Raw genomic sequence first — 20,597 nt, 5'->3', positions numbered from 1 at the left:
TATACCTAGTAAATGATGCGGACCGTAGCTCTAAACTTTTTGAAACACTAAAAGTATGGTCTTTAGTACTGGGAATTGATTTTATCATATCTATTTCATATTTCATTTGGCCACGAGGAAAATAGTTATTTTACATAGAAGTAAGTAAATATTTTAAAAATAATGAATGTTTTTTCTTCAACTAACCAGAACTTTCGTTAAATTTTCGATTCACGAAATATCAAACCGAAAAGACAGATTTATCCTACACATTTTGTAGATTAAATCTGTCTTTTAGTTTTAACAGCAACAATCTTTGAGAAAACAGCCATTTTTAAACATACGAAAGTGAATACAATAACAAAAGCGTCTAGAATGCTCTGTAGTACCTACTCAATTTAGTGCTTTAATATTGTACTTAAATTCAATGTTTCACCGTAAAGCGTCAAAAAAGTGTGTTGCAATTATTGTTTAGCAAGCATAATATAAGCGTATAGTTATATATTAATTTAATCACCTATTATTAGTTGGGTGATTTTATTTCGAAAAATATATAAGCAAATGATTATATAAGGAGAGCAGACATATGGAAAATACACTAATTGAAAAACAATTAAAAGCAGCAGCTGATTTGAATCGCATTAAATTACTCGCATGTATGAAGAACGGGGAGGTTTGTGTATGTGATTTTGTGGAAGTGCTAGGAATTTCACAACCAGCAGTTAGTCAGCATCTAAGAAAATTAAAGGAGGCAGACATTATTACTGAGCGAAAGGTCGGGACATGGAAACATTACCGTTTAGTCGAGGATCAAACACCACTTATGAAAGGTATTTTAGAACAAATTGAGCCTGTTAAAGGATGCACTTGCGGCTCTGACTGTACACCCATAAGGGAGGAAAACTAATGGGCAATGATTCTTTAACAAAACAGCTTTCGTTTTTAGATCGTTACCTTACTCTTTGGATTTTTGTGGCGATGGGTATTGGCGTTTTATTAAGTATCTCAATGCCCAATATTGGTGAAGCATTAGAATCCATGTCGGTTGGTACAACATCCATACCTATTGCCATAGGGTTAATTGTGATGATGTATCCACCTTTAGCGAAAGTTAAGTATGAAGAAATGTGGCGAGTTTTTAAAGATTGGAAAGTACTTTTACTATCACTTTTTCAAAACTGGTTACTTGGACCATTCTTAATGTTCTTTTTAGCGATCATCTTCTTACGTGACTATCCAGAGTACATGGCTGGGCTCATTATGATTGGTTTAGCCCGATGTATTGCAATGGTAATCGTATGGAATGATTTAGCGCGTGGAGATCGAGAATATGTAGCTGGTCTAGTTGCATTTAACTCCATTTTTCAGATTTTAACATATTCGATTTTTGCTTACTTTTTCTTAAATGTATTACCTGGTTGGTTTGGTTTAGAGAATTTTAATGTGTCCATTTCCATGTGGGAAATTACGAAAAGTGTTCTTATTTACTTAGGAATACCATTTGCTGCTGGAATCCTAACACGGTTGATAGCCATCAAAACAAAAGGGAAACAATGGTATGAGGAAAGGTTCTTACCAAAGATTTCACCAATTACTTTAATTGCACTGCTGTTCACAATTGTGATGATGTTTGCATTGAAGGGTGAAAAACTAGTGGAATTACCACTTGATGTCGTACGAATTGCCATTCCATTATTTATTTACTTTATTGTGATGTTTGCAGTTTCATTCTTTTCTTCTCGTAAAGTAGGTGCATCTTATCCTGTCACAGCAGCCCTGTCGTTTACAGCCGCTAGTAATAACTTTGAGTTAGCCATTGCTGTAGCTGTAGGTGTTTTTGGACTTCATAGTGGAGTAGCTTTTGCCGCTGTTATTGGTCCGCTTGTTGAAGTACCGGTACTTATTGGACTTGTATGGGTAGCCTTACGTTGGCAGAAAAAATATTTTAAAACCATCAAATTATAGGAGCACTAATATGACCACTATATTTCTTATGTTTAGAGAACTCTTGCCGTAGTCAAATGGCAGTAAATACGAGTTACTAATTTGGTCTAAGGCAACTTATTTTTATGATCTAAATTTATTTAGTAATGGTAAAAAAGGTTGTTGTAGACCCACTCGATATTCGTCTGATATCATAGTTGAGTATTGATTGAAGGAAGTGGATTAAGGGTATTTGAGGAGAATTTTTCCCCTCATTTTTAGTAATTAAACTCTTAATCGGAGGAGAAATAGATGGTTAGTGAGAGAGAACAAATTAGCAAAAAAGTTGCATGGATAGCACTTGTATCCAACCTAATTCTAATGATAGGTAAAATCTTCTTTGGTCTTTTTGGGGGGAGTGAGGCTGTATTTGCAGACGGAATTCACTCTGGGGCAGATGTAGTAGCTTCGATTGCTGTACTAGCAGTTGTAGGTATCTCAAATAAACCACCTGATAAGGATCATCCCTTTGGGCATGGTAAGGCAGAGGTTATTAGTGAAGCAATTGTTGGAATTATTTTAATAATAGTTTCAATATATATATTAGTAGAAGCAATTTTAGCATTTTTTGACAAACCTGGTGTACCACAGTACAGTGCATTGATTGCAGCGATAATTTCTTATATAGCGAAAGAAATATTATATAGATACTCCATAAAACAGGGGAAAAAGTGGAATAGCAAGGCTATTATAGCGATTGCTTATGATCATAAAGGTGATATTGTAGCTTCCCTTGCAGCATTTATAGGAGTCCTCTTAGCGATTATAGGAAATGCAATTGGATGGACATTTTTGTTATACGCAGACGCTATTGCAAGTGCTTTAGTAGCTTACTTTATTTTTAGAATCGCAATGGAATTAATTAAACCTTCTGTTGATGTGTTAATGGAAAAAAGCGTGGATCAGGACCTTTTAGACGGATATGAATCCACAATTCATGGATTTTATCAAGTAAAAAGAATAGACAAAATCCGTGCAAGAGAACACGGTCACTATAAGATTCTAGACGTTCGTCTTTCACTTAATCATGATTTAACAATTAAACAAGGCCATGATATAGCTCGTGATATTAAAAATGAAATATTAAATAAATACCCAGATGTAGGGGAAGTCCTTATTCATATTAATCCTTACTATATAGAACCTGATCAAAACTAACTTACAAAAAAGAGCAGTTAAAAGTGATGGTAACAAAGCGCACGGGGTAAATCTGAATGTTCTATCGATGTAATAGCTGAGGAGCATTCTGACTGAATCCAATAAAACTATATTTAATAATAATAAACGTAAATATGACTTTTATTACAAAACAAATTTGAAGAATTATTTAAAGAGCATGCTTTTTACTACATAAGTAAAGGCCATGCTCTTTTTTCATTCTTACAGAAAAATAGTCTTGATCAATTTTTGTAGAAGTAATTTATTTCTGTTCTTGATAATTAATAGCCTTTTTAAATTTTTCGGTAGTTAGTATATTGTAAAACATATTTCTATTATTTACGTTTGCTATGGTCCCTGTAATGGTATTGTCAATCCATAAATAGTATTCTTCATCGTTTAATTTAATCTTATATTGCGGAACTATTTTGTTATCTACTTCACCGAATTCTCTAGCTTTTTTAAATGTTTTCTCTATAACTTTAATATCCTTCGCATCAGATATTAATTGTAGTGTGTCGGGTTTTACTTCTTCGAAATTAATTAATTCTTGAATTGCTATAGTTTTTGTTGTTTCCTTATTACTGTTACAAGCTACTAACCAAATAGAACAAATTAATAAAAACATAATTGTTTTTATTTTCACCTTTCCTTCACCTCTTTTTATTCTATTCTTCCATAATCGTTGAATTGAATATATTCCCATATAAATGCTTCTTCACACTGTTAAAAAACACCTTCTTTATTCAAATAATTAAATATTCATCAAGTAGCAACAACCTATATTTAAAGACCCTTGAGATTTAATCTCCTTATAACAATACCATTGAAAAAACCTTTGGAAAGTGGCGAATTGAAGTGATTTATAGGTTTAAAAGATTGTTTACAAATATACTAAAAACAAACCATTTTATACTAAACCATTCTAAATGTTCGTATTTGAGCAGCTGAAGTACCTTTCCTTTATCGACTGGATACTCCATTAATCCAATAAAACACGAACATTAAACTTGTTCCCATGTTGATGAAAAGTCGCAGACCTGTAGCTGCTAACAATTTAAACATTAGCTCATTTCACATCGAAAAATATAAATGGTCGTGTTCTATGTCTTATAGACAAATATTTAGTGAACGAATTTAAGGAAGAAATTTTTCGGTTCACCAAACTAGGTTTTTGTTTTATTGATCCTATTTGATATTGGATAAAGCGACGACTTGGGTCTTGGTAGCAAGTCGAACAGGAATGATCCGTTAAAAAGGTTAAGTAGAGTTTTAAATCGTATTCATAAGACGTGACCATATTGACTGAGTATTTTTTCATCCTCAATATATCAAACAAATTCATCAAAGGCCGAACATTTATAGATTGAACATCTATGGATATTATCGGTATAATGATATAAAATTTGTATATTTTATATTTATTACTCAAGTTAACATTTATAATATTTTGATGATTGGAGGTGAAATTAGCAAGCCCTTATTGAAGAAGTAACTCATTACTAACGTTTTTGTTATTAGTAATCCACGATAAAATTTTAAGGAGCTATCAAGATGAAAAAGTTGTTCTCAGGTGTTTTCCTTGTTTTGATTCTAATCATGACATCGTCACCTGCTTATGCAGAAAATGCAAATATTAAAATAAAGGTTGACGGTATTAAAGTTGCAACCGATGTGAATCCCGAAACTAACAGCAATCGTACAATGGTACCTTTACGTGTGATCAGTGAAAATTTAGGAGCAACTGTCAATTGGACGGATTCCCAAGTGACACTCACTAAAAGCGATATACGAGTAATCTTAAAACTGAACAGTAATACAGCGGTGAAAAACGGTCAAAAGGTGTTACTTGATGTAAAACCATATTTAAGAAATGGACGCATCTTCGTTCCACTTCGATTTCTTGCAGAAACATTTGATTGTTATGTCGATTATAAGGATTCGACAGTAAATATCATTACAAAACCACTGCTTATTGATGGTGTAGAAGTGAAAGCAATGCTTTATGAATACCACATGATTATGGGCGGAGTAGTAGAGAAAATAAAAGGGAATGCATATGTAGAAGAAATGCATAATATTTTTGTGAAAAACAAAGGAAGTAAGGTCAAAGAGCCCTCAGATTATACATGGTCTTTCCACAGCACTGTAGTTGGTGGTTACTATAAATTTGGTCAATATGATTTTATAGACCAAGAAGGGAAAAGCATAGAACGTTTTGATCTTTATTCTTTAGTTCAAAATAATAATGAAACTTTGCCTGGCCAAAAAGATTTGATTTATGATGCTACTGAAGATCAATGGTATATGTTTAACGATGCATCAAGTAACTCTATTTTTCATTTAATTGAAACCGCTGCTAAGAACGGTTTTAAGACAGTTATCGAAAATACACTTCCATAAGGTAGACGATAGTGTTTTTCGGTAGCTAATAAAGGTTGCTTTTAATATCTTATAAAATCTAATAGATTTCAGAAGCTGTCCGTTTAATTTTGCTAATGAATACAATAAAATACTTATTTACTTTAACCTAACCACTCAACCGAGTGGTTTTTTTAAAAAAAAGCTGATTTCGTAAACGGTGCAGTTTACTTAAAGAAGGTTAAATCTTCACTTTGTTGAATCTAATATTAATAATTAATGAGAATTTGTATATAAGTGCAAATTAGGGGTTGTTGATATTTAGATAAGGAGGTTGATATCATAAAAAAAATGATTTTGTTTTTAATAGGACTTATTCCTTTTGTGTTAGGTTTTCTAATGAATTCTTGGTTGATGCAAAATCCAAATAGTATATTACCGTTTAAATTAATAGGAATTATATTTCTTGTTTTTTGGGTATTGGTTGGATTCATAACTTGTAAGTTTGAAAAAACACCGTATCAGTCGGCGGTGATTATACATTCACCTGCTTTATTAGTACTCTTATTAATAATATTTCAACATATGATATTAGGACAATTTTGGTCTAATCTTTTTGGATTGGCTACCCAAATTTATTACTTACCGTTGCTTAATATTTCTAACTTCATTGGTGGAGGATTATTGGTCTATGGTCATTTGTGGACAGCTTGCTTAATGGCCTTTTTACTAATGTATGGTTCTTACTATTTAGGGTGTTATTTTTTTAAAAACCTCAGTAAATAGTGAACTGAATTTAAATTAAGCATCTCTTTTTTCTTCAACTAACGGGGAGCTTTAGTTAAATATTCGATTTACGAAATATCAAACATAAAAACAGAGTTGATTCTACACATTTTGTAGATTAACTCTGTTTTTATGTTTTAACAGCAACAATCTTTTAGAAAACAGCCTTAAAAAAAGACTGGAAACAAAGTATCTACGTAGTGTACAGTCTGATTGATCTGATGAATGAGTATTTATATTCAATAATTTTCTTGTTTAATGTGTATGCTTTTTATTGCATCAATTCGTTCTTTTTGGTGATCACATAGTCGGTCATAAGGAACCCCATTAAATGCATGGATAAACGGATCTTCTACATCTGTAGTAATGCCACTCAGTTCCTCAACTATTGCGTGAGAACAAAAAGGTACATATGCTGTACTATAGCCACCTTCATGCACAGCAACCAATTTTCCTCCACAATTAGATTCAGCTAGTTGCATCATAAATTTCGTCATTTTTCTATAACCCTCTGCGCTTACCATCATTCTTCCTAATGGATCAAAAATACTCGCATCTTGTCCTGCCGAGATAATTATTAATTGAGGCTTAAAATCATCGGCTATTGGCTTTACAATCTTTTCAAGTGCATACATATACCCAGCATCTCCTGTACCAGCGGGAAGGGGAATATTCACAGTAGTTCCTATCCCAGTATCTTCGCCTATATGATTGCTTTCACCACGTCCAGCTGGGAACAGACCTTCTTGATGAATAGATATAAAAAGTACGTTAGGATCATGATAAAATGCAGATTCTGTACCATTTCCATGGTGAACATCCCAGTCTAAAATCATAACCCTCTCTAATCCAAGTTCTTTACGTGCATAGTGCGCAGCAATAACAACGTTATTAAATAGACAGAATCCCATCCCTAAATTTGCTTCTGCATGGTGCCCAGGTGGTCTCGAGAGAGCATAGGCATTGTCACAGACACCCTTTACAACCGCTTCTACTGCGGTAATGGCACCACCAACCGATAATTGAGCTATCTCATACGAGCCATCTCCAACAAGGGCTAATTCACCAGCGTCACCATGGCCTATACGACTTAATTCTTTTACCTTTTGGATATAATCTTTTGTATGAAAATATTCAAGTTGATCTTCTGTAGCTGCATAAGGTTTGATTTTATAAAGCTTTTCGTACAAGCCACTACGTTCAAGTAGATTTTTGAAACGACGTTTAGTTTCAGGGCTTTCAGCATGACCGTCAGATTGGACATACCCACCCGGTAGCGAAAATAAAGCACCGTTGCCAGTATCATGCCAGAAGTAACTTTCATCGCAAATAAATGCAGTTTTTTTCATATTTAAAGCTCCTCTCTAATTTATTAGATTTATGATAAAATAGATTTTAAGAGAATAATATTACACCAAAGTATATTTTTTTGCTGTTTTCAATTTCCGGAGATAGATGTCTATATTAAAAGGGTGGGATTTAATGTATAACAAATTATCCGTTACAGACTACGAAAGAATAATTTACTTTGCTTCTCAAATAACTAGGGCTATCCCTAAGGTTAGAAGTTCAGCGCTACAGGAGCTATCTTCAATTTTTGGGTATAATCATACTTTATTTTGGCTTGCAGACAATCAAGGACAATTAAAAGATCCAATTAACTACAATATTTCTGATAGAATGCTAACGGATTATTTAGATGGAAACTATAATCTAGACTTTTTATATCCACCTCATAAAAAGGATTTATTTAAACAGAAGAATGTTTTAAGACTATCCGATGTTATTACCCCTGAACAATACGAAATGTCAGAATATTACAAAAGTTTTATGAGTAAATATGGATTTTACGATGAGATGGTTGTGACGCTATCACATAATGAAAAAGTTATTGGAGCAATAGGTATGATTAAACGCGAAAAAAATAATTATTTTACAAACGAAGATGTTCTTAGGTTTGAGTATTTATCTACAATTATTTCTTCAGCATTATTAAATTGTAGTGAAGAAAAGAAAAGTTTACTTTCAAAGCGCGAACATGAAGTCGTGAATCTTGTGAAGAAAGGTTACACAAATGCACAAATTGGTACAGAATTATTTATTTCAATCAATACAGTAAAAAAACATTTACAAAATATATTTGATAAATACGGTGTTCTGAACAGAACTGAATTAATAAGTAAAATCAATTAATTATGCAATAAGGGATTGGCTGGAATAAACTAATTTACATGGGTTGAAATATCTGATTATTCAGTTTTTACCAAAAGAAACAATTTTAACGGTTAATTATTTTTTCCTTATTTAGTGTAAAAAACGGAAAAGTTAGCCCCAGAATAACATGGTAATCTCATCAAGGGTTTGACTATAGAAACAATGAATATCTTTACCTCCGCATCAAATTTCTCATTTTTTCAAAACCTTAAAAAACTAAAAATTGAAAAAATATCCATAATATCTTATCATAGTACTGTAAATGCTTTCATTGAAAGTGAGGAGGATGACGGTGTTAAGAGCATTAAAAGTAGGTCTAGTTATTGAGCGGGCGAATCGGAAAAATTTAGTCGCATTAGTCGCTGTTGCTATTATCGTTTTTGGCTTTATGTTTTATATAAATGCACAGGCTCTTGGTAATCAACTTGTCGAGAAAAAGGGTGATTATTATTCAGCACAAGCTATACTCTCAAAGTTTCAAGTTAAAGATGCTTCAGAAACGGGTGACGGAAGCGAGTTATATAAAAATTTAACTAAACAAAAAAGCAATATTGCTTTACAAATAGCAACATTAACGTTGGACAAACAATCTATGTATTATGAGACTTCACTTCAACTCGCAGAATTAAGAAAAGAGGCATTCGAATTAGAAGGATACGAAAATGTTGCAGAATTATTACCTTCTAAATTGCAAAATTCTATGGACTACCTTTATTTTAAGAGGATGATTGATGAGGGAAAGGATACAATAAGCGATTTATTTCAGTACATGCCGTTTTTATTATTTTTCTTTATTCACGTTGGCGCAGGCTGGTACATATTTATTAGCTTCCATACAAGTTCTATTTTACTAGATGACTTTGAGCATTCTAGTATAATTAAGGGCTTTCCTGTCCGATTTGATCACTATATTTTATCTAAATGCATGATTACTTTTTTATCTATAGTTACAAGCATTTTGCTCATATTTATATGCGCAATTCCATTGTGGATTATAAATGGAATTGGTAACCCTTTAGAGCCTGTAGGGATATATGTAGGCAATGCCACATTAATATCTACGATTCAATACATTGCAATGAGCGTTGGTTATATGCTAGTAATTTCAATTTTTGTCATGCTGTTGTCGATTATATTAAATGTGTTACTGAAAAATATGTATTTAACATTATTTGTACACTTTATTTTATTCTTTTTACCGATGATTTTCCCATCTCTTATTAGTTTAATCCCCTATAATCCTTTTAATTTCATGAATTTCAATGATATTTTACGAGGCCTACCAGTAGATTTAGCGAAGCCTGTTGATATTACTATGAATTTAGGATTAATCATCATGTCTATAAGTATCATTTTAATGTTATTCGTTATTAAAACATTTTTCTCAACAGGAAAAATCAAAAGGGCATAGGGGAGGTATTATAAGCATGTGGAGTTATTTTAAATTTGAATTCAAACAGTTTTTTACGAATAAGAAAAACTTAGCAATCTATTTTTTGCTTGCTTTTGCAACCTTTTTTTATGTATTTAAAATAGCGCCAGCATACAATCCGATTGAAAGTGTTGACTATGAAGAAATTGAGGCGCGCTATTTAACACGGCAGGAATTTTTAGATCATATGGAGGGACAAGATTTAACTGATGTTCATCCTTCTGTTATTTATGCTATTGAAATATTTAAGGAAATTAACCCTCTAGATAAAAAAAGATTAGATGCATTAGATGAGGGGAATTTAAAAAAATATGCAGATTTAACTCGCGATTGGTACTACTTTACGAATTCGTTTACATATAGGAATGAGGCATTTTCATATAACTCTAAGTATTTTATAAAAAATAACAAGTATGCAGAAGATGATGCCTTTTACGCCTATTTAGAGCAGGCTGTCCGTTATGATACTTATTCGAAAGCAGATTATGAGTTATCATATGAAATTTTTGAACAACGCACAGCGCTTCAAACGTTCGAACGCTTATTAAAGGGAGTACTTCCAATTATTTTGATTGTCTGTGTACTTCTATTATCAATTGATATTGTTAAAAAAGATCAACGTCATCCATCTATTTTAAAGGGATTTCCAATTAGTGATTGGAAAAAGCTACTTGTGAAAATGTTCGTTGCACTACTAGGTAGCGTGGTATTATTTCTACCGCTTATAGTTGGCATCTTTATTATAGGCTTACAATCCGGTTATGGGAATTTCAATTTACCATCTCCTGTGTATGCAGCTCAGTTCGATTGGCGTGTGGATGGTAAATTTGAAATGATGACATTAGGTACATTTTTAGTACAATCCTTAACTTTGCTTTTCACTTGGTTTATCGTCATTATCAACGTTGTGCTATTATGCAGTATTATATTCCGCAGTGAGATGGTAAATTTCGTTGTTGGTTTGCTCCTTATTTTCGGCGAGAATTTTTATTCCAGCCGTTACGTTGGCTATTTCTGGGACGTCCAAAACTATCCGACTTCTTACATTCAAGTCGGACAAATTATTTCAAAAAGGCGGAATTTTTATTACTTTAACGATCAATTAGATTTTACTTTAGGACTACAGTTATTACTCGGACTAGCAGGGGTTGTCATTTTTTTAATGATACTTATTGCATTAAATAAGCGATTTAAGCTAATTAAATAGGAGGCGAAAAGATGCTTGAAGTTCAAAATATTACCGTGAAATTTAGGGGAAATAAAGTGTTAAATGATATTTCAATGACATTTGAGCAAGGTGAAATGATCGGGCTCGTTGCACCAAATGGTACGGGAAAATCCACATTTATGAATGTGTTAATGAATTATGTGAAACCTCTGAAAGGAAAGGTAGTTTTTAAAGATGGCCTAAGTTACTCGAATAAATCAAATGAAGTAAAAATTCATAAATTCGTGTCGATGATGCCAGACCAAAGTGACTTGTATAATCACTTAAGTGGGCGCGAGCATTTAAAAATGTTTGCAACAATGTGGCAATCCGATTTAAAACTGATTGATGAAACAATCGAAGCTTTGAATATGGGGCATTATGTGAATAAAAAAACAGGCACGTATTCCCTTGGTATGCGGCAGCGTCTATGCTTTGCAATGCAAATTGTTACAAATACGGAAATTATGATGATGGACGAAGTAATGAATGGACTTGATCCAAATAATGTAGAAATAATTTCGAAAATATTATTAAAGAAAAAGGCGGAAGGTAAGATTATTATTATCGCCTCCCATTTACTTGATAATTTAGAGAAATACGCAGACCGAATTTTCTTATTTAACACAGGAAAGCTAGTTGATGCCAATCAAGTAATAGAAGGTTTTAGTCAAGCGCATATTAAAACTATTCGAGTAAAAAGCATGGAAGATAATACTAAAAAACAACTTCACGAGCTATTTCCAAATTTAGAACTTCAAACACTTACAAACGGAATGTCACTAATTCATTTACCAAGTTCTGAAGCAAGTTTATTAAGCTCGCTTACATCTTTTTTAGTTGAGAGAAATGTGGTGGATTTTGCATTTGGGAAAGTTACATTAAATGATTTGTATTCAATGTATTATCATGAAGATAGCAAAGTGACAGCCAGTTAATCAAGAAAGACTTGTCAATGTACAAGTCTTTCTTTCTTGTAGTGAAGGATTTAAATATCTTTTCGTTGTTGATGTTAGATGGTACTTAACTGGTTCAAATTATGATAATTCGATGGTTTTATGATTAAAGGTTGTTTTAAGATGGTGTGAGCCTTATTTTGTATATGAGGTACAGATTTAACAATAATATTTGATTAGTTAGCGCTGCTAGTAACGTTAAAATTCTAATGATCTGTCACACTTGTATTCAAGCCAAAGGTTGCTTTGACAATGTCATGAAGCTTTAATAGAACATTGTAAGAGACATCAAGGAAACAAAGGAAAGGGCGCTTTATAATAAGGAGGTGCTACCGTTACGACCGTTTTGCCTGAATTAAGGTGAACCAATCATTTCCATTATACTTTCCGGAAACTCTATATATTGGCTGATAGAAACCTTTCGTATCATACATATACGAAAGCTCGATTAATTCTATATCAAGTTGATCTCCTTGTTTTATAACAAGATCTTCCTCATTCACCAATGCATTATATTGTATTCGAGGAAATTCTCCATTTTTTATTCGCTCATACACTTCTGCAGGAGACAGTATGTTTACTTCACGTTTAAATTGATTCTTATGGAGATTATATTCTAACGAAGAAACACTGCCATCTTGATTAAGATCAAGCATTATTTCTCCAGTCCAATAATCAGTGTTTAAATTAGTACTATCCTGAAAATTCCATTCAAATTCTCCAGTCTCCAATACAGTCATTTCAGCATCTTGAGGTAGTATGGCAAATTCGTCCATCAGTCTCTTTGCCATGTCAATCATTGACTCTTTCCCTGAAAAAGAAGTTTGCCCTGGCGTATTATTTTTCTCTTGTAATGACCAGTATCCCTCTGAACTTATAAACAACGTGTATTGGAACCCTACTTTGTCCTCCAATAGAATCTCACGATCACCACTATAAACCTTTTCATTCAACTCTGATAATCCTAATTTCTGTTGCAATAGGGCTTCAACTCCATCATTTTTAATGATTTTCTTATATACTGGGGCAACTGTAGGTAATGAGCTTAATTCCAGTGAAGTTGATACATGCACATCTGACATATTCGATTTTGTATAGGCGTTTATTGCTAGATGACCAAACTCCTGTTGGGCGTAGACAATATTCATTCCAACAAAAATCAAACCCATCAATAGAGGTATGGCAAGGTTTCCGACTAGACTTTTTATTCTTACTTTTTTGTGATACGCAATGGAAGACCCTAGTCTGTATAACTGGTATCCAATAATACCACCAAGTGAGTTGTTCATTAAATCATCAAGCTCAAAAATCCCGGCTCCTGAAAGTGTCTGATATGTTTCTATTGATAACGTAGCACTTATAACTACAAGAAAAAGCCACTTAAAATTTTTGAATCTAGAGTTCATTAAAGGTAAAAAAACACCTAGCGGAACAAACATTAAGATATTAAAAATACAATTTTGAAGATCACGTAAAGAGTATTTTTTCCACGCATCAATATAACCACTAAACGGCTGAAGGTTCATCTGCAGGTAATGGGAAGTGCCACGACCAAACACAGTTAACTCCAACACAAAAATAATATATCCGATGAAGACTGCACCAAGAACAAGTTTCTTTATATGAAACTGTTTTTTTCGATCTGACGGCTGTTTTCTATAATAAAAAAAATAATATAGTGCGATAAGTATGTACTCTATTCCAATAATCATTAATACCGGCAACAAAAAATACCGAACATTACTAAAAATCTCTGTCATTCCCAAGATGAGACTCTCCTAACTTATTTATTTTGATATTTTTCGGTCTACACGAAAAAAGAGACCCTTTAATATTTCATTACTATTATTCCTTTGGTTTAATTTTAGGTAATATTGTCGACCTTTGTTATTGTAAATGGAAATTATTAATAATTAGGTAGGTTATTTATGAAGAATTTCTTAAGAACTTGCTATGCTTTCTTGCGCTTTAAATCATCAATAAAGGAAACGAGGGAGCGCATAAATTTAATGAATCATTAGAGACCTTTGACTCAGTATTAGAAGGAACAGCTGCAGGCGTTCAAAGCACACGGCACCGCATCGAGATGAGCTTCCATCTACACGGATTGGCCGGTCATCCCGGTGATCAGTACGTGTACGACGGATGGTCCGAACCGCTCGATAATCTTGCGTCTCTCTTGAGTGACCAGAGGTAGTAGTCGGGGACGATTGATAAATTAGTTCACTCGTTTCTTCAACGAAAAAAAGGGAACCGCGATTTGCGATTCCCTAAAATTTTTATTTATTTGCACTGTTTATAACACTAAGTGAATTGTTAAGAGCAGACTTGCATTTGTTGACATCAGGGTTTGATGAACGAACGGATGCTAATACAACGTCAATCGTTCCATCAATTTCCGTCCATGTGCTGCCATCAATTGCTCTAAGTCGAGGTTCCTGTGTATCCCATTGATGTTCCAAATCGTCCGCAATTTTTTTCGCTGTAGAAAATTCATTTGAGTTAATAGATTTTAGTATGTCATTTTCAATATTGATAAAATCTGATAACTGTCCAGCTATTGTCGTTTGCGATGCATCAGATTGTGATGCGATTTGGTTACTGCGCCAAATATAACTGCCTACTCCAAGAACTAAGAAAATACACAAAACCACAATGGTTTGTACCAAAACATTTTTCTTATTTCCGTTTGTCACTCCTGTTTCATTTTTTGCTGTTATATCAGTTTTTGAAACAGCAAGATAGATGATGATGGCTAATATAGCTACAAGAAAAATGACACTTGTAACAGTTGTCCCTAAACCTACCCCTCCATTAGCTTTAGGTTGCGATAAGTAATCTCCGAGTGATGCTCCAAGCGGACGAGTCAAAATATATGCAATCCAAAAGGCTAATATTCCATTTAATTTCATTTTCCATGCCAAGAATATACAAGCAATGATGACAATGACTGTTAATCCAGTTTTAAGATAGCCAAAACCTAATTGTTCAGAATATAAATCGCCAACTGCTGTTCCAAGTGCAAAAGTGAATAGAATTGTAAGCCAATAGAAAACTTCTCTTTTTCTTGTATAGATCGAATGGATTGACAATGTTTTTTCACTAAGATACCAAAAAAGAAAAGTCAATCCGAGAAGTACTGAGAAAATTATGGTACTAACCTCAAGGCGTATTCCCATATAGTCTGTCATGTTATCTGTTACCAATGTACCAAATACACTTATAAGTACAACTGCTAACCAATAAATTCCTGGTACATATTTATTTACTCTAAACTGAAGATACAAAACAATAAAAAAGGCGACTCCCATAATGATGGTTGTATTCATTAACCCAAATCCAAGATTCAAATTCAAAAAATCAGCAAACGTTTCCCCGACAGTTGTACATAATACCTTGATGATCCAGAAGAAAATGGTAACTTCCGGTACTTTGCTTAACAATTCCCGAATGGGAGGTTGGACTATTTCAGTTTGTTCAGAATAGGATAAGTTTCCTTTCATAGAACTCATCTCCTTTTTGTAAGTAGTCATTGAATAGCAGGTAAATAATCTCATTGCATCTGGTAAGCAGAAATACACCCCAAGTAGGAATGATAACCACACACAATTATGAGTATGACTCTTTGCATAGTTGCCTCTACTAGTTTTTCATTTTTTTACCTCCCAAAATGATTTTAAAATCTCAAAAACATTGAAAGCTTTTCTTACATGAAATCTAAAAATTTTTAAGCACTCTAAATTAGGGCATCCTTAGTTTATAAAACAAAACTGTCCTTTTCCTATATAAAAACTTAAAAATTCCTTAATTGGCACCATTACTTTCAAAATAGTGATAAATTGTAGATAAAGTTAAGGTGCTTCCTGCTCTTTTGATTAAATTTGTTAATAAATTTGGAGGCTTATATGTCATATTTAATTACTTTATTTGAACAACACAGCTATTTGATTTTATTTATAGGGATCTTTTTAGAACTCATGGCTCTTCCTATATCTGGGGAACTTTTAATGAGCTATGCAGGATTCTTTGTTTATAAAGGGGAAATGAATTATTTTTTAGCCATTCTCACAGTCTTTTTATCTGCTGGCGCAGGAATTACGTTAACTTATTGGATAGGAAAGGCAGGGGGCTATAAACTAATAGAGAAGTATGGTAAATATGTACACCTTGGACCAGAAAGATATAAAAAAATAGCTGCTTGGTTTGAACGATCAGGAAGTAAATTATTAGTTTTTGCTTATTTTATCCCTGGTGTAAGGCATTTTACTGGCTATGTTTCAGGTGTTTCAAAAATTCCTTTCCGAAAATTCGTCATACCGGCATATACAGGTGCTTCTTTATGGGGAATTTGTTTCATTACCCTTGGAACAGTATTAGGTCCAAAATGGGATACTTTCCATCAAGCCGCAGGTAAATATTTAATTGTTTTTCTTATTGTTTTGGCTGTTTTGTTAGGAAGTTACCTCATATTTAGGTTTTATAAAATTCAAATTAAAAACTTTTTTATTCGTTCATTAACATGGTTAACAAACCGATTAAAAACAATAAGAGCGACAGAAATTTTTCTTATATTCCTAGCGTCAGCTCTAATCGGTTTGGTGATCCTAATGTTTGGAATAGTGCAAGATTATCTTGAAAATGATGTTGACGAGTTTAATCAAATCGCAGAATATGTGGTTCATTCTAATTTTTATATAAACTGGTTGGGAGAGCTTTTGATTTTCCAACAGTCGATCACACTTAGCAGCATTATAGCTGTAACCATCCTAAGTATTTGGATTAAGAAACAGAACAGGTTACTAGAGTACCTTTTACTTATTGTTTCCATATTGGGAGGTATTCCGTTTCGTGCATTCATCTTGGAGGTTTTTTCGCTCCTCCAATCGATTGGATTTAGGGGCGAATTTCATTCATCCAATTTTCCTGATTTAATGGCCACTTTGACAATGATCATTTATGGAACATGTATATTTTTACTTGTACGTCACTTGAAAAACAATTATTTGACAATTATTATTCCTTTATTGGGGTTACTCTTATTAATGGGGCTCGCGTTTGGGAATATTGTATCGACCAATGTTCTTCCCAGTGACATTGTAGGTGGTTATATTTTTGGTGGAGTTTGGATATTTTTCAACTTCCTGTTGTTTGAACTGTTTCGACTTGTGCTCGAAAAAAATGAATTATAGAGAAATACTTTTATCTTCATTCAGCAGAAAACACCTACTGAAAAAGATAAAGCCTCCGGCGGATGTCACGGATTTTGAAAGGAATAAATACAAGGATGTTAGCCTAAAATCTTCGCATCCTGCGAAAACGGCTAACTGACCTGCATCGTGCAGGCCTAAGCACAATTCAAAATCCGGACGTAATTACGCCAAGGCGAAATTGATATATGGAGAGAGGATGGGTATGCAGTGAAAGCACAAATTCTTTTAATTGAAGATGAAACGCAAATAGCTCGTGTCGTAAAAATGGAGCTGGAATATGAAGGTTATCAGGTCACCGTAGAACATGACGGTAGGGCAGGTTTTGAAGTAGCCTTACAAACAAATTTTGATTTAATTTTATTGGATGTGATGCTGCCTGGGCTAAATGGAATCGAAGTATTAAGAAGGCTAAGAAAGGAAGATAGGAATGTTCCTGTTATTCTTTTAACAGCCCGAAATACAACATTAGATATCGTATCAGGTTTAGATCAAGGTGCAAATGACTATGTGCCCAAACCATTCAGAATCGAGGAATTACTGGCGAGAATTCGTGCTTGTTTACGCAATCAACCTAAAGCAATTCCTGAGAATTCCGTATTGAAGGTGAATGATTTAGTTATTGATGCAGATGCAAGGGAAGTTACTAGAAGTGGAAAAAACATAACGTTAACCCCTAAGGAATATGACTTTTTACTTTATTTAGTCATGAATAAAAACAAAGTAGTCACACGGGAAAATATTTTACTGAATGTTTGGGGATGGGAATATGAAGGTGAAGGTAACATACTCGATGTCACTGTAGCCCATCTCAGAAAAAAAATAGACGAAGGATTTTCCTCCCCATTATTCACAACCGTTTGGGGAGTGGGGTATACCATAAAGGAGAAAACAAATGAGGATTACCACAAAAATTAATCTATTAACGACTGCTTGGATGCTATGTATTTTAATACTTGTAAATATCGCTGTCTATTTCTCGTTTACGAAATTTTCGACTAATATGGAAGAAGTAGAACTGTATCAAAAAGCCGAGGACTTAATAAAAGTTATTGATTCACTCGATGCATCCAACAATATTAACGAAGAATTAGGTGATTTTTTAACTCCCCATTCCTATATTAGAATTATAGATCCGAATAACAACGTCATTCACGAAATAACCAATGATGCATTACTTTCAAAAACGATGCAAGGTAAATACGTTGAAACAAAGCAAGCACAAACACAATTGATTTCTGCAGAACAAGTTGAGGAACAGGTTATCATTGTTCGTGTTCCAATTAAAAATGGTAATCAAATTACCGGGAGTTTAGAAATTGGAGAACGATTATTAGGTTTTGAAACTGATAAAGATATACTTCGTGCCATATTAGGCCTCTGCACCTTATTAGCTGCGATTTTTTCCTTGCTTGGTGGCAAATGGTTGTCCAATATGATTATGAAGCCCATTTCAAGTATGATAAAAACTATGGAGGAAATTGAAATAAGTGGGGTTCCTAAGCCAATCGCCATTCAAAATCAGACAAAAGATGAACTCCATACAATGGCAAGAACGTTTAATCAAATGATTCATAGACTTCAAGAAAATATGGAAAAACAAAAACAGTTTGTGTCTGATGCGTCCCATGAATTAAAAACACCTTTAACCATCATTATGAACTATGCAGATTTTTTAAGAAGGCATGGATTTGATAATAAAGATATGACCGATGAAGCAATCAATGCCATTACTTCGGAAGCAACCAGGATGCAAAAAATGACACAGACCCTTCTAGACTTAGCGACTTTAGAAAATGAAATTTCACTAGAATTGAATGAACTAAATTTGGTGTCTTTATGCCAAAGTGTTTTAAATCAATTGAAACAAGTTTATAGGCGTGAAATATCATTACATTATAGAGAAGATCCAATTGTTATACTTGCGGATGAATTAAAAATTAAACAGCTTATTATTATTTTGCTGGATAATGCAATGAAATATAGTAAGGATCAAATTGATGTATTTATAGAAAAGGATCAACATCATGTCATTATACGTGTAAAAGATTATGGAATTGGAATACCTAAGGAAGAGCTTCATAATATTTTCGAACGATTTTACAGGGTGGATAAAGCAAGAACAAGAAAAACAGAAGGCTCTGGTTTAGGACTAAGCATTGCAAATAGAATTATGAAATTATATAAAGGTGAAATTAAAATTACAAGTAAAGAGGGAACAGGGACGACAGTAGAATTGCATTTACCATTTAGTGAAATTTAACAAACATTTTTATTGACGTCTAGAAATCACAAATCGTCTATCAAAGTACTTTAGTGGACAATCAAATGATGTTGATAAAGGCATTTTAGACAGATTCAGCCTGTGACTGCGATTGTGTTTCTAACTGTTGTAGTAAAAACAGGTCTCGTCAATACTGGTGATCATTCGATGCGTAGCAATGAGCTGGGAGCTTACCAGGGGGCGTCCGATGAGCCGCTTAGGCTAAGCAAGAAGGAATTGGAATTGGCATTGAAATTGATGTGTGATAGTGGAGTAAAATAACAAGTTACGAAAGCTCTTGAACAGAAGCTTGGATGTCTTTTAGATATGCTAATTGATGAAGCGCTAAGGGTTTGACTCTTTTCCTTTTAGTTAATCTGCCTCCATTCAAACAAGAGCGTGTTTTGATCAATCTTTTTCAAAACATGCTCTTTAGATTTGTTCTCATATCACATTAATTTAATGAAACTTTATTACAAAACTACAGGGATTAAGTTTTAAGTATTTTTAAGTTGTCATTATTCAGTAAAGGACACGCCATAAATAAAAGGTAGCATATGATTCCCAGTTTTTCCATGGCAATGATATTTCTAAGATTTCATCTTTCGAAGGCTTTCGGTCCATATTACGTAATATTTTTATCGAATTAATAAGACCCACATCATCGATTGGAAAAGCTGTCTGGAACCTAAGGCAGCGCATTAGAACATAATTGGCTGTCCAAGGACCGATTCCTCGTATTTTAATTAAGTTTTTTTCAGCATCTTTAAAGTTCATTTTCATTAATTTTTCCCTCGATAATTCTCCACTTGCCATTAATTTGGCTATCCCAATGATATACTCACTTTTTTTCACAGTCATTTTAATGTCTGCTAGGTCTGTAGGTGTTAACTGTGCAATTCTATAAATGCTAATTTAAATATGTACATTCCTGCTTGAATAACGATGTACAAAAATGCTCTTTCATTTCATACTAATACCGAGGTGTTAGTATGCATATTCAACTAGAGATTGAGACAGAATTTAAAATTAATAGTCTTTCAGATTTAGC

16 protein-coding genes and 1 pseudogene are annotated in these 20,597 nt (G+C 33.4%); 11 read left to right on the top strand and 6 right to left on the bottom strand.

What is annotated here, in order from left to right; all coding sequences use genetic code 11:
* Window positions 1-565 precede the first annotated feature (565 nt).
* The 3 genes from AC1DCY_RS24190 to AC1DCY_RS24180 all read left to right on the top strand — a co-directional run bounded on the left by AC1DCY_RS24190 (window position 566) and on the right by AC1DCY_RS24180 (window position 3,120).
* The gene (locus tag AC1DCY_RS24190; RefSeq protein ID WP_477354358.1) at window positions 566-886 is read left to right on the top strand and encodes an ArsR/SmtB family transcription factor; all 321 of its coding nucleotides are present in this window, start codon (window positions 566-568) and stop codon (window positions 884-886) included.
* Window positions 886-1,944 (top strand): ACR3 family arsenite efflux transporter, encoded by a 1,059-nt coding sequence (gene arsB, locus AC1DCY_RS24185; protein ID WP_477354355.1) that lies wholly within the window; start codon window positions 886-888, stop codon window positions 1,942-1,944. Before AC1DCY_RS24190 ends, arsB begins: the two co-directional genes overlap by 1 nt.
* 270 nt (window positions 1,945-2,214) lie before the next feature.
* On the top strand, window positions 2,215-3,120 hold the full coding sequence (locus AC1DCY_RS24180; RefSeq protein WP_477354352.1) for a cation diffusion facilitator family transporter: 906 nt from the start codon (window positions 2,215-2,217) through the stop codon (window positions 3,118-3,120).
* A 262-nt stretch (window positions 3,121-3,382) separates the two neighbouring features.
* On the opposite strand, the gene AC1DCY_RS24175 is transcribed toward AC1DCY_RS24180, so the two are convergent.
* Both AC1DCY_RS24175 and AC1DCY_RS24170 read right to left on the bottom strand, forming a co-directional pair.
* A complete protein-coding gene (locus tag AC1DCY_RS24175; RefSeq protein WP_477354349.1) occupies window positions 3,383-3,766 on the bottom strand; it encodes a hypothetical protein in 384 nt (127 codons plus the stop codon).
* Between the two features lie 423 nt (window positions 3,767-4,189).
* Window positions 4,190-4,441: a site-specific integrase gene (locus AC1DCY_RS24170; RefSeq protein ID WP_477354346.1), complete on the bottom strand. Its 252-nt coding sequence runs from the start codon at window positions 4,439-4,441 to the stop codon at window positions 4,190-4,192.
* A gap of 233 nt (window positions 4,442-4,674) precedes the next feature.
* Here AC1DCY_RS24170 and AC1DCY_RS24165 point away from each other — a divergent pair, with 233 nt between their 5' ends.
* Entirely contained in the window at window positions 4,675-5,523 is an 849-nt protein-coding gene (locus tag AC1DCY_RS24165) for a stalk domain-containing protein (RefSeq protein WP_477354343.1), read from the top strand.
* A 983-nt stretch (window positions 5,524-6,506) separates the two neighbouring features.
* On the opposite strand, the gene AC1DCY_RS24160 is transcribed toward AC1DCY_RS24165, so the two are convergent.
* On the bottom strand, window positions 6,507-7,616 hold the full coding sequence (locus AC1DCY_RS24160) for a class II histone deacetylase (protein WP_477354340.1): 1,110 nt from the start codon (window positions 7,614-7,616) through the stop codon (window positions 6,507-6,509).
* A 133-nt stretch (window positions 7,617-7,749) separates the two neighbouring features.
* On the opposite strand from AC1DCY_RS24160, the gene AC1DCY_RS24155 reads away from it, so the two are divergent.
* The 4 genes from AC1DCY_RS24155 (at window position 7,750) to AC1DCY_RS24140 (ending at window position 12,058) form a co-directional block, all read left to right on the top strand.
* Window positions 7,750-8,460 carry a helix-turn-helix transcriptional regulator gene (locus AC1DCY_RS24155; protein WP_477354337.1) on the top strand — a complete coding sequence of 237 codons (711 nt, stop codon included), beginning with the start codon at window positions 7,750-7,752 and terminating at the stop codon, window positions 8,458-8,460.
* Window positions 8,461-8,767: 307 nt separating this feature from the next.
* A complete protein-coding gene (locus AC1DCY_RS24150) occupies window positions 8,768-9,892 on the top strand; it encodes an ABC transporter (RefSeq protein ID WP_477354334.1) in 1,125 nt (374 codons plus the stop codon).
* A 16-nt stretch (window positions 9,893-9,908) separates the two neighbouring features.
* Window positions 9,909-11,120: an ABC transporter permease gene (locus AC1DCY_RS24145; RefSeq protein WP_477354332.1), complete on the top strand. Its 1,212-nt coding sequence runs from the start codon at window positions 9,909-9,911 to the stop codon at window positions 11,118-11,120.
* A gap of 11 nt (window positions 11,121-11,131) precedes the next feature.
* Window positions 11,132-12,058: an ABC transporter ATP-binding protein gene (locus AC1DCY_RS24140; RefSeq protein WP_477354329.1), complete on the top strand. Its 927-nt coding sequence runs from the start codon at window positions 11,132-11,134 to the stop codon at window positions 12,056-12,058.
* A 353-nt stretch (window positions 12,059-12,411) separates the two neighbouring features.
* Here the strand turns inward: AC1DCY_RS24140 and AC1DCY_RS24135 are convergent, their stop codons facing one another.
* Both AC1DCY_RS24135 and AC1DCY_RS24130 read right to left on the bottom strand, forming a co-directional pair.
* Window positions 12,412-13,836 (bottom strand): VanZ family protein, encoded by a 1,425-nt coding sequence (locus tag AC1DCY_RS24135; protein WP_477354361.1) that lies wholly within the window; start codon window positions 13,834-13,836, stop codon window positions 12,412-12,414.
* Between the two features lie 519 nt (window positions 13,837-14,355).
* Entirely contained in the window at window positions 14,356-15,579 is a 1,224-nt protein-coding gene (locus AC1DCY_RS24130; RefSeq protein WP_477354326.1) for a COG4705 family protein, read from the bottom strand.
* 402 nt (window positions 15,580-15,981) lie between these two features.
* Between AC1DCY_RS24130 and AC1DCY_RS24125 the strand changes: the two genes are divergently transcribed.
* The 3 genes from AC1DCY_RS24125 to AC1DCY_RS24115 all read left to right on the top strand — a co-directional run bounded on the left by AC1DCY_RS24125 (window position 15,982) and on the right by AC1DCY_RS24115 (window position 19,546).
* Window positions 15,982-17,265: a DedA family protein gene (locus AC1DCY_RS24125; RefSeq protein WP_477354323.1), complete on the top strand. Its 1,284-nt coding sequence runs from the start codon at window positions 15,982-15,984 to the stop codon at window positions 17,263-17,265.
* A 228-nt stretch (window positions 17,266-17,493) separates the two neighbouring features.
* Window positions 17,494-18,201: a response regulator transcription factor gene (locus AC1DCY_RS24120; protein WP_477354320.1), complete on the top strand. Its 708-nt coding sequence runs from the start codon at window positions 17,494-17,496 to the stop codon at window positions 18,199-18,201.
* Window positions 18,179-19,546, top strand: coding sequence for a sensor histidine kinase (locus AC1DCY_RS24115; RefSeq protein ID WP_477354317.1), 1,368 nt, complete (start codon window positions 18,179-18,181; stop codon window positions 19,544-19,546). Before AC1DCY_RS24120 ends, AC1DCY_RS24115 begins: the two co-directional genes overlap by 23 nt.
* A 522-nt stretch (window positions 19,547-20,068) precedes the next feature.
* On the opposite strand, the pseudogene AC1DCY_RS24110 reads toward AC1DCY_RS24115, so the two are convergent.
* Window positions 20,069-20,449: pseudogene (locus tag AC1DCY_RS24110) on the bottom strand (DNA-3-methyladenine glycosylase family protein); the annotation flags it as partial.
* Between the last annotated feature and the right edge of the window lie 148 nt (window positions 20,450-20,597).

It is taken from the genome of Lysinibacillus sp. 10T31 (assembly GCF_056394365.1).
Note: the sequence above shows the minus strand (reverse complement) of the source record. Positions and strands in the feature narration are given on the sequence as shown.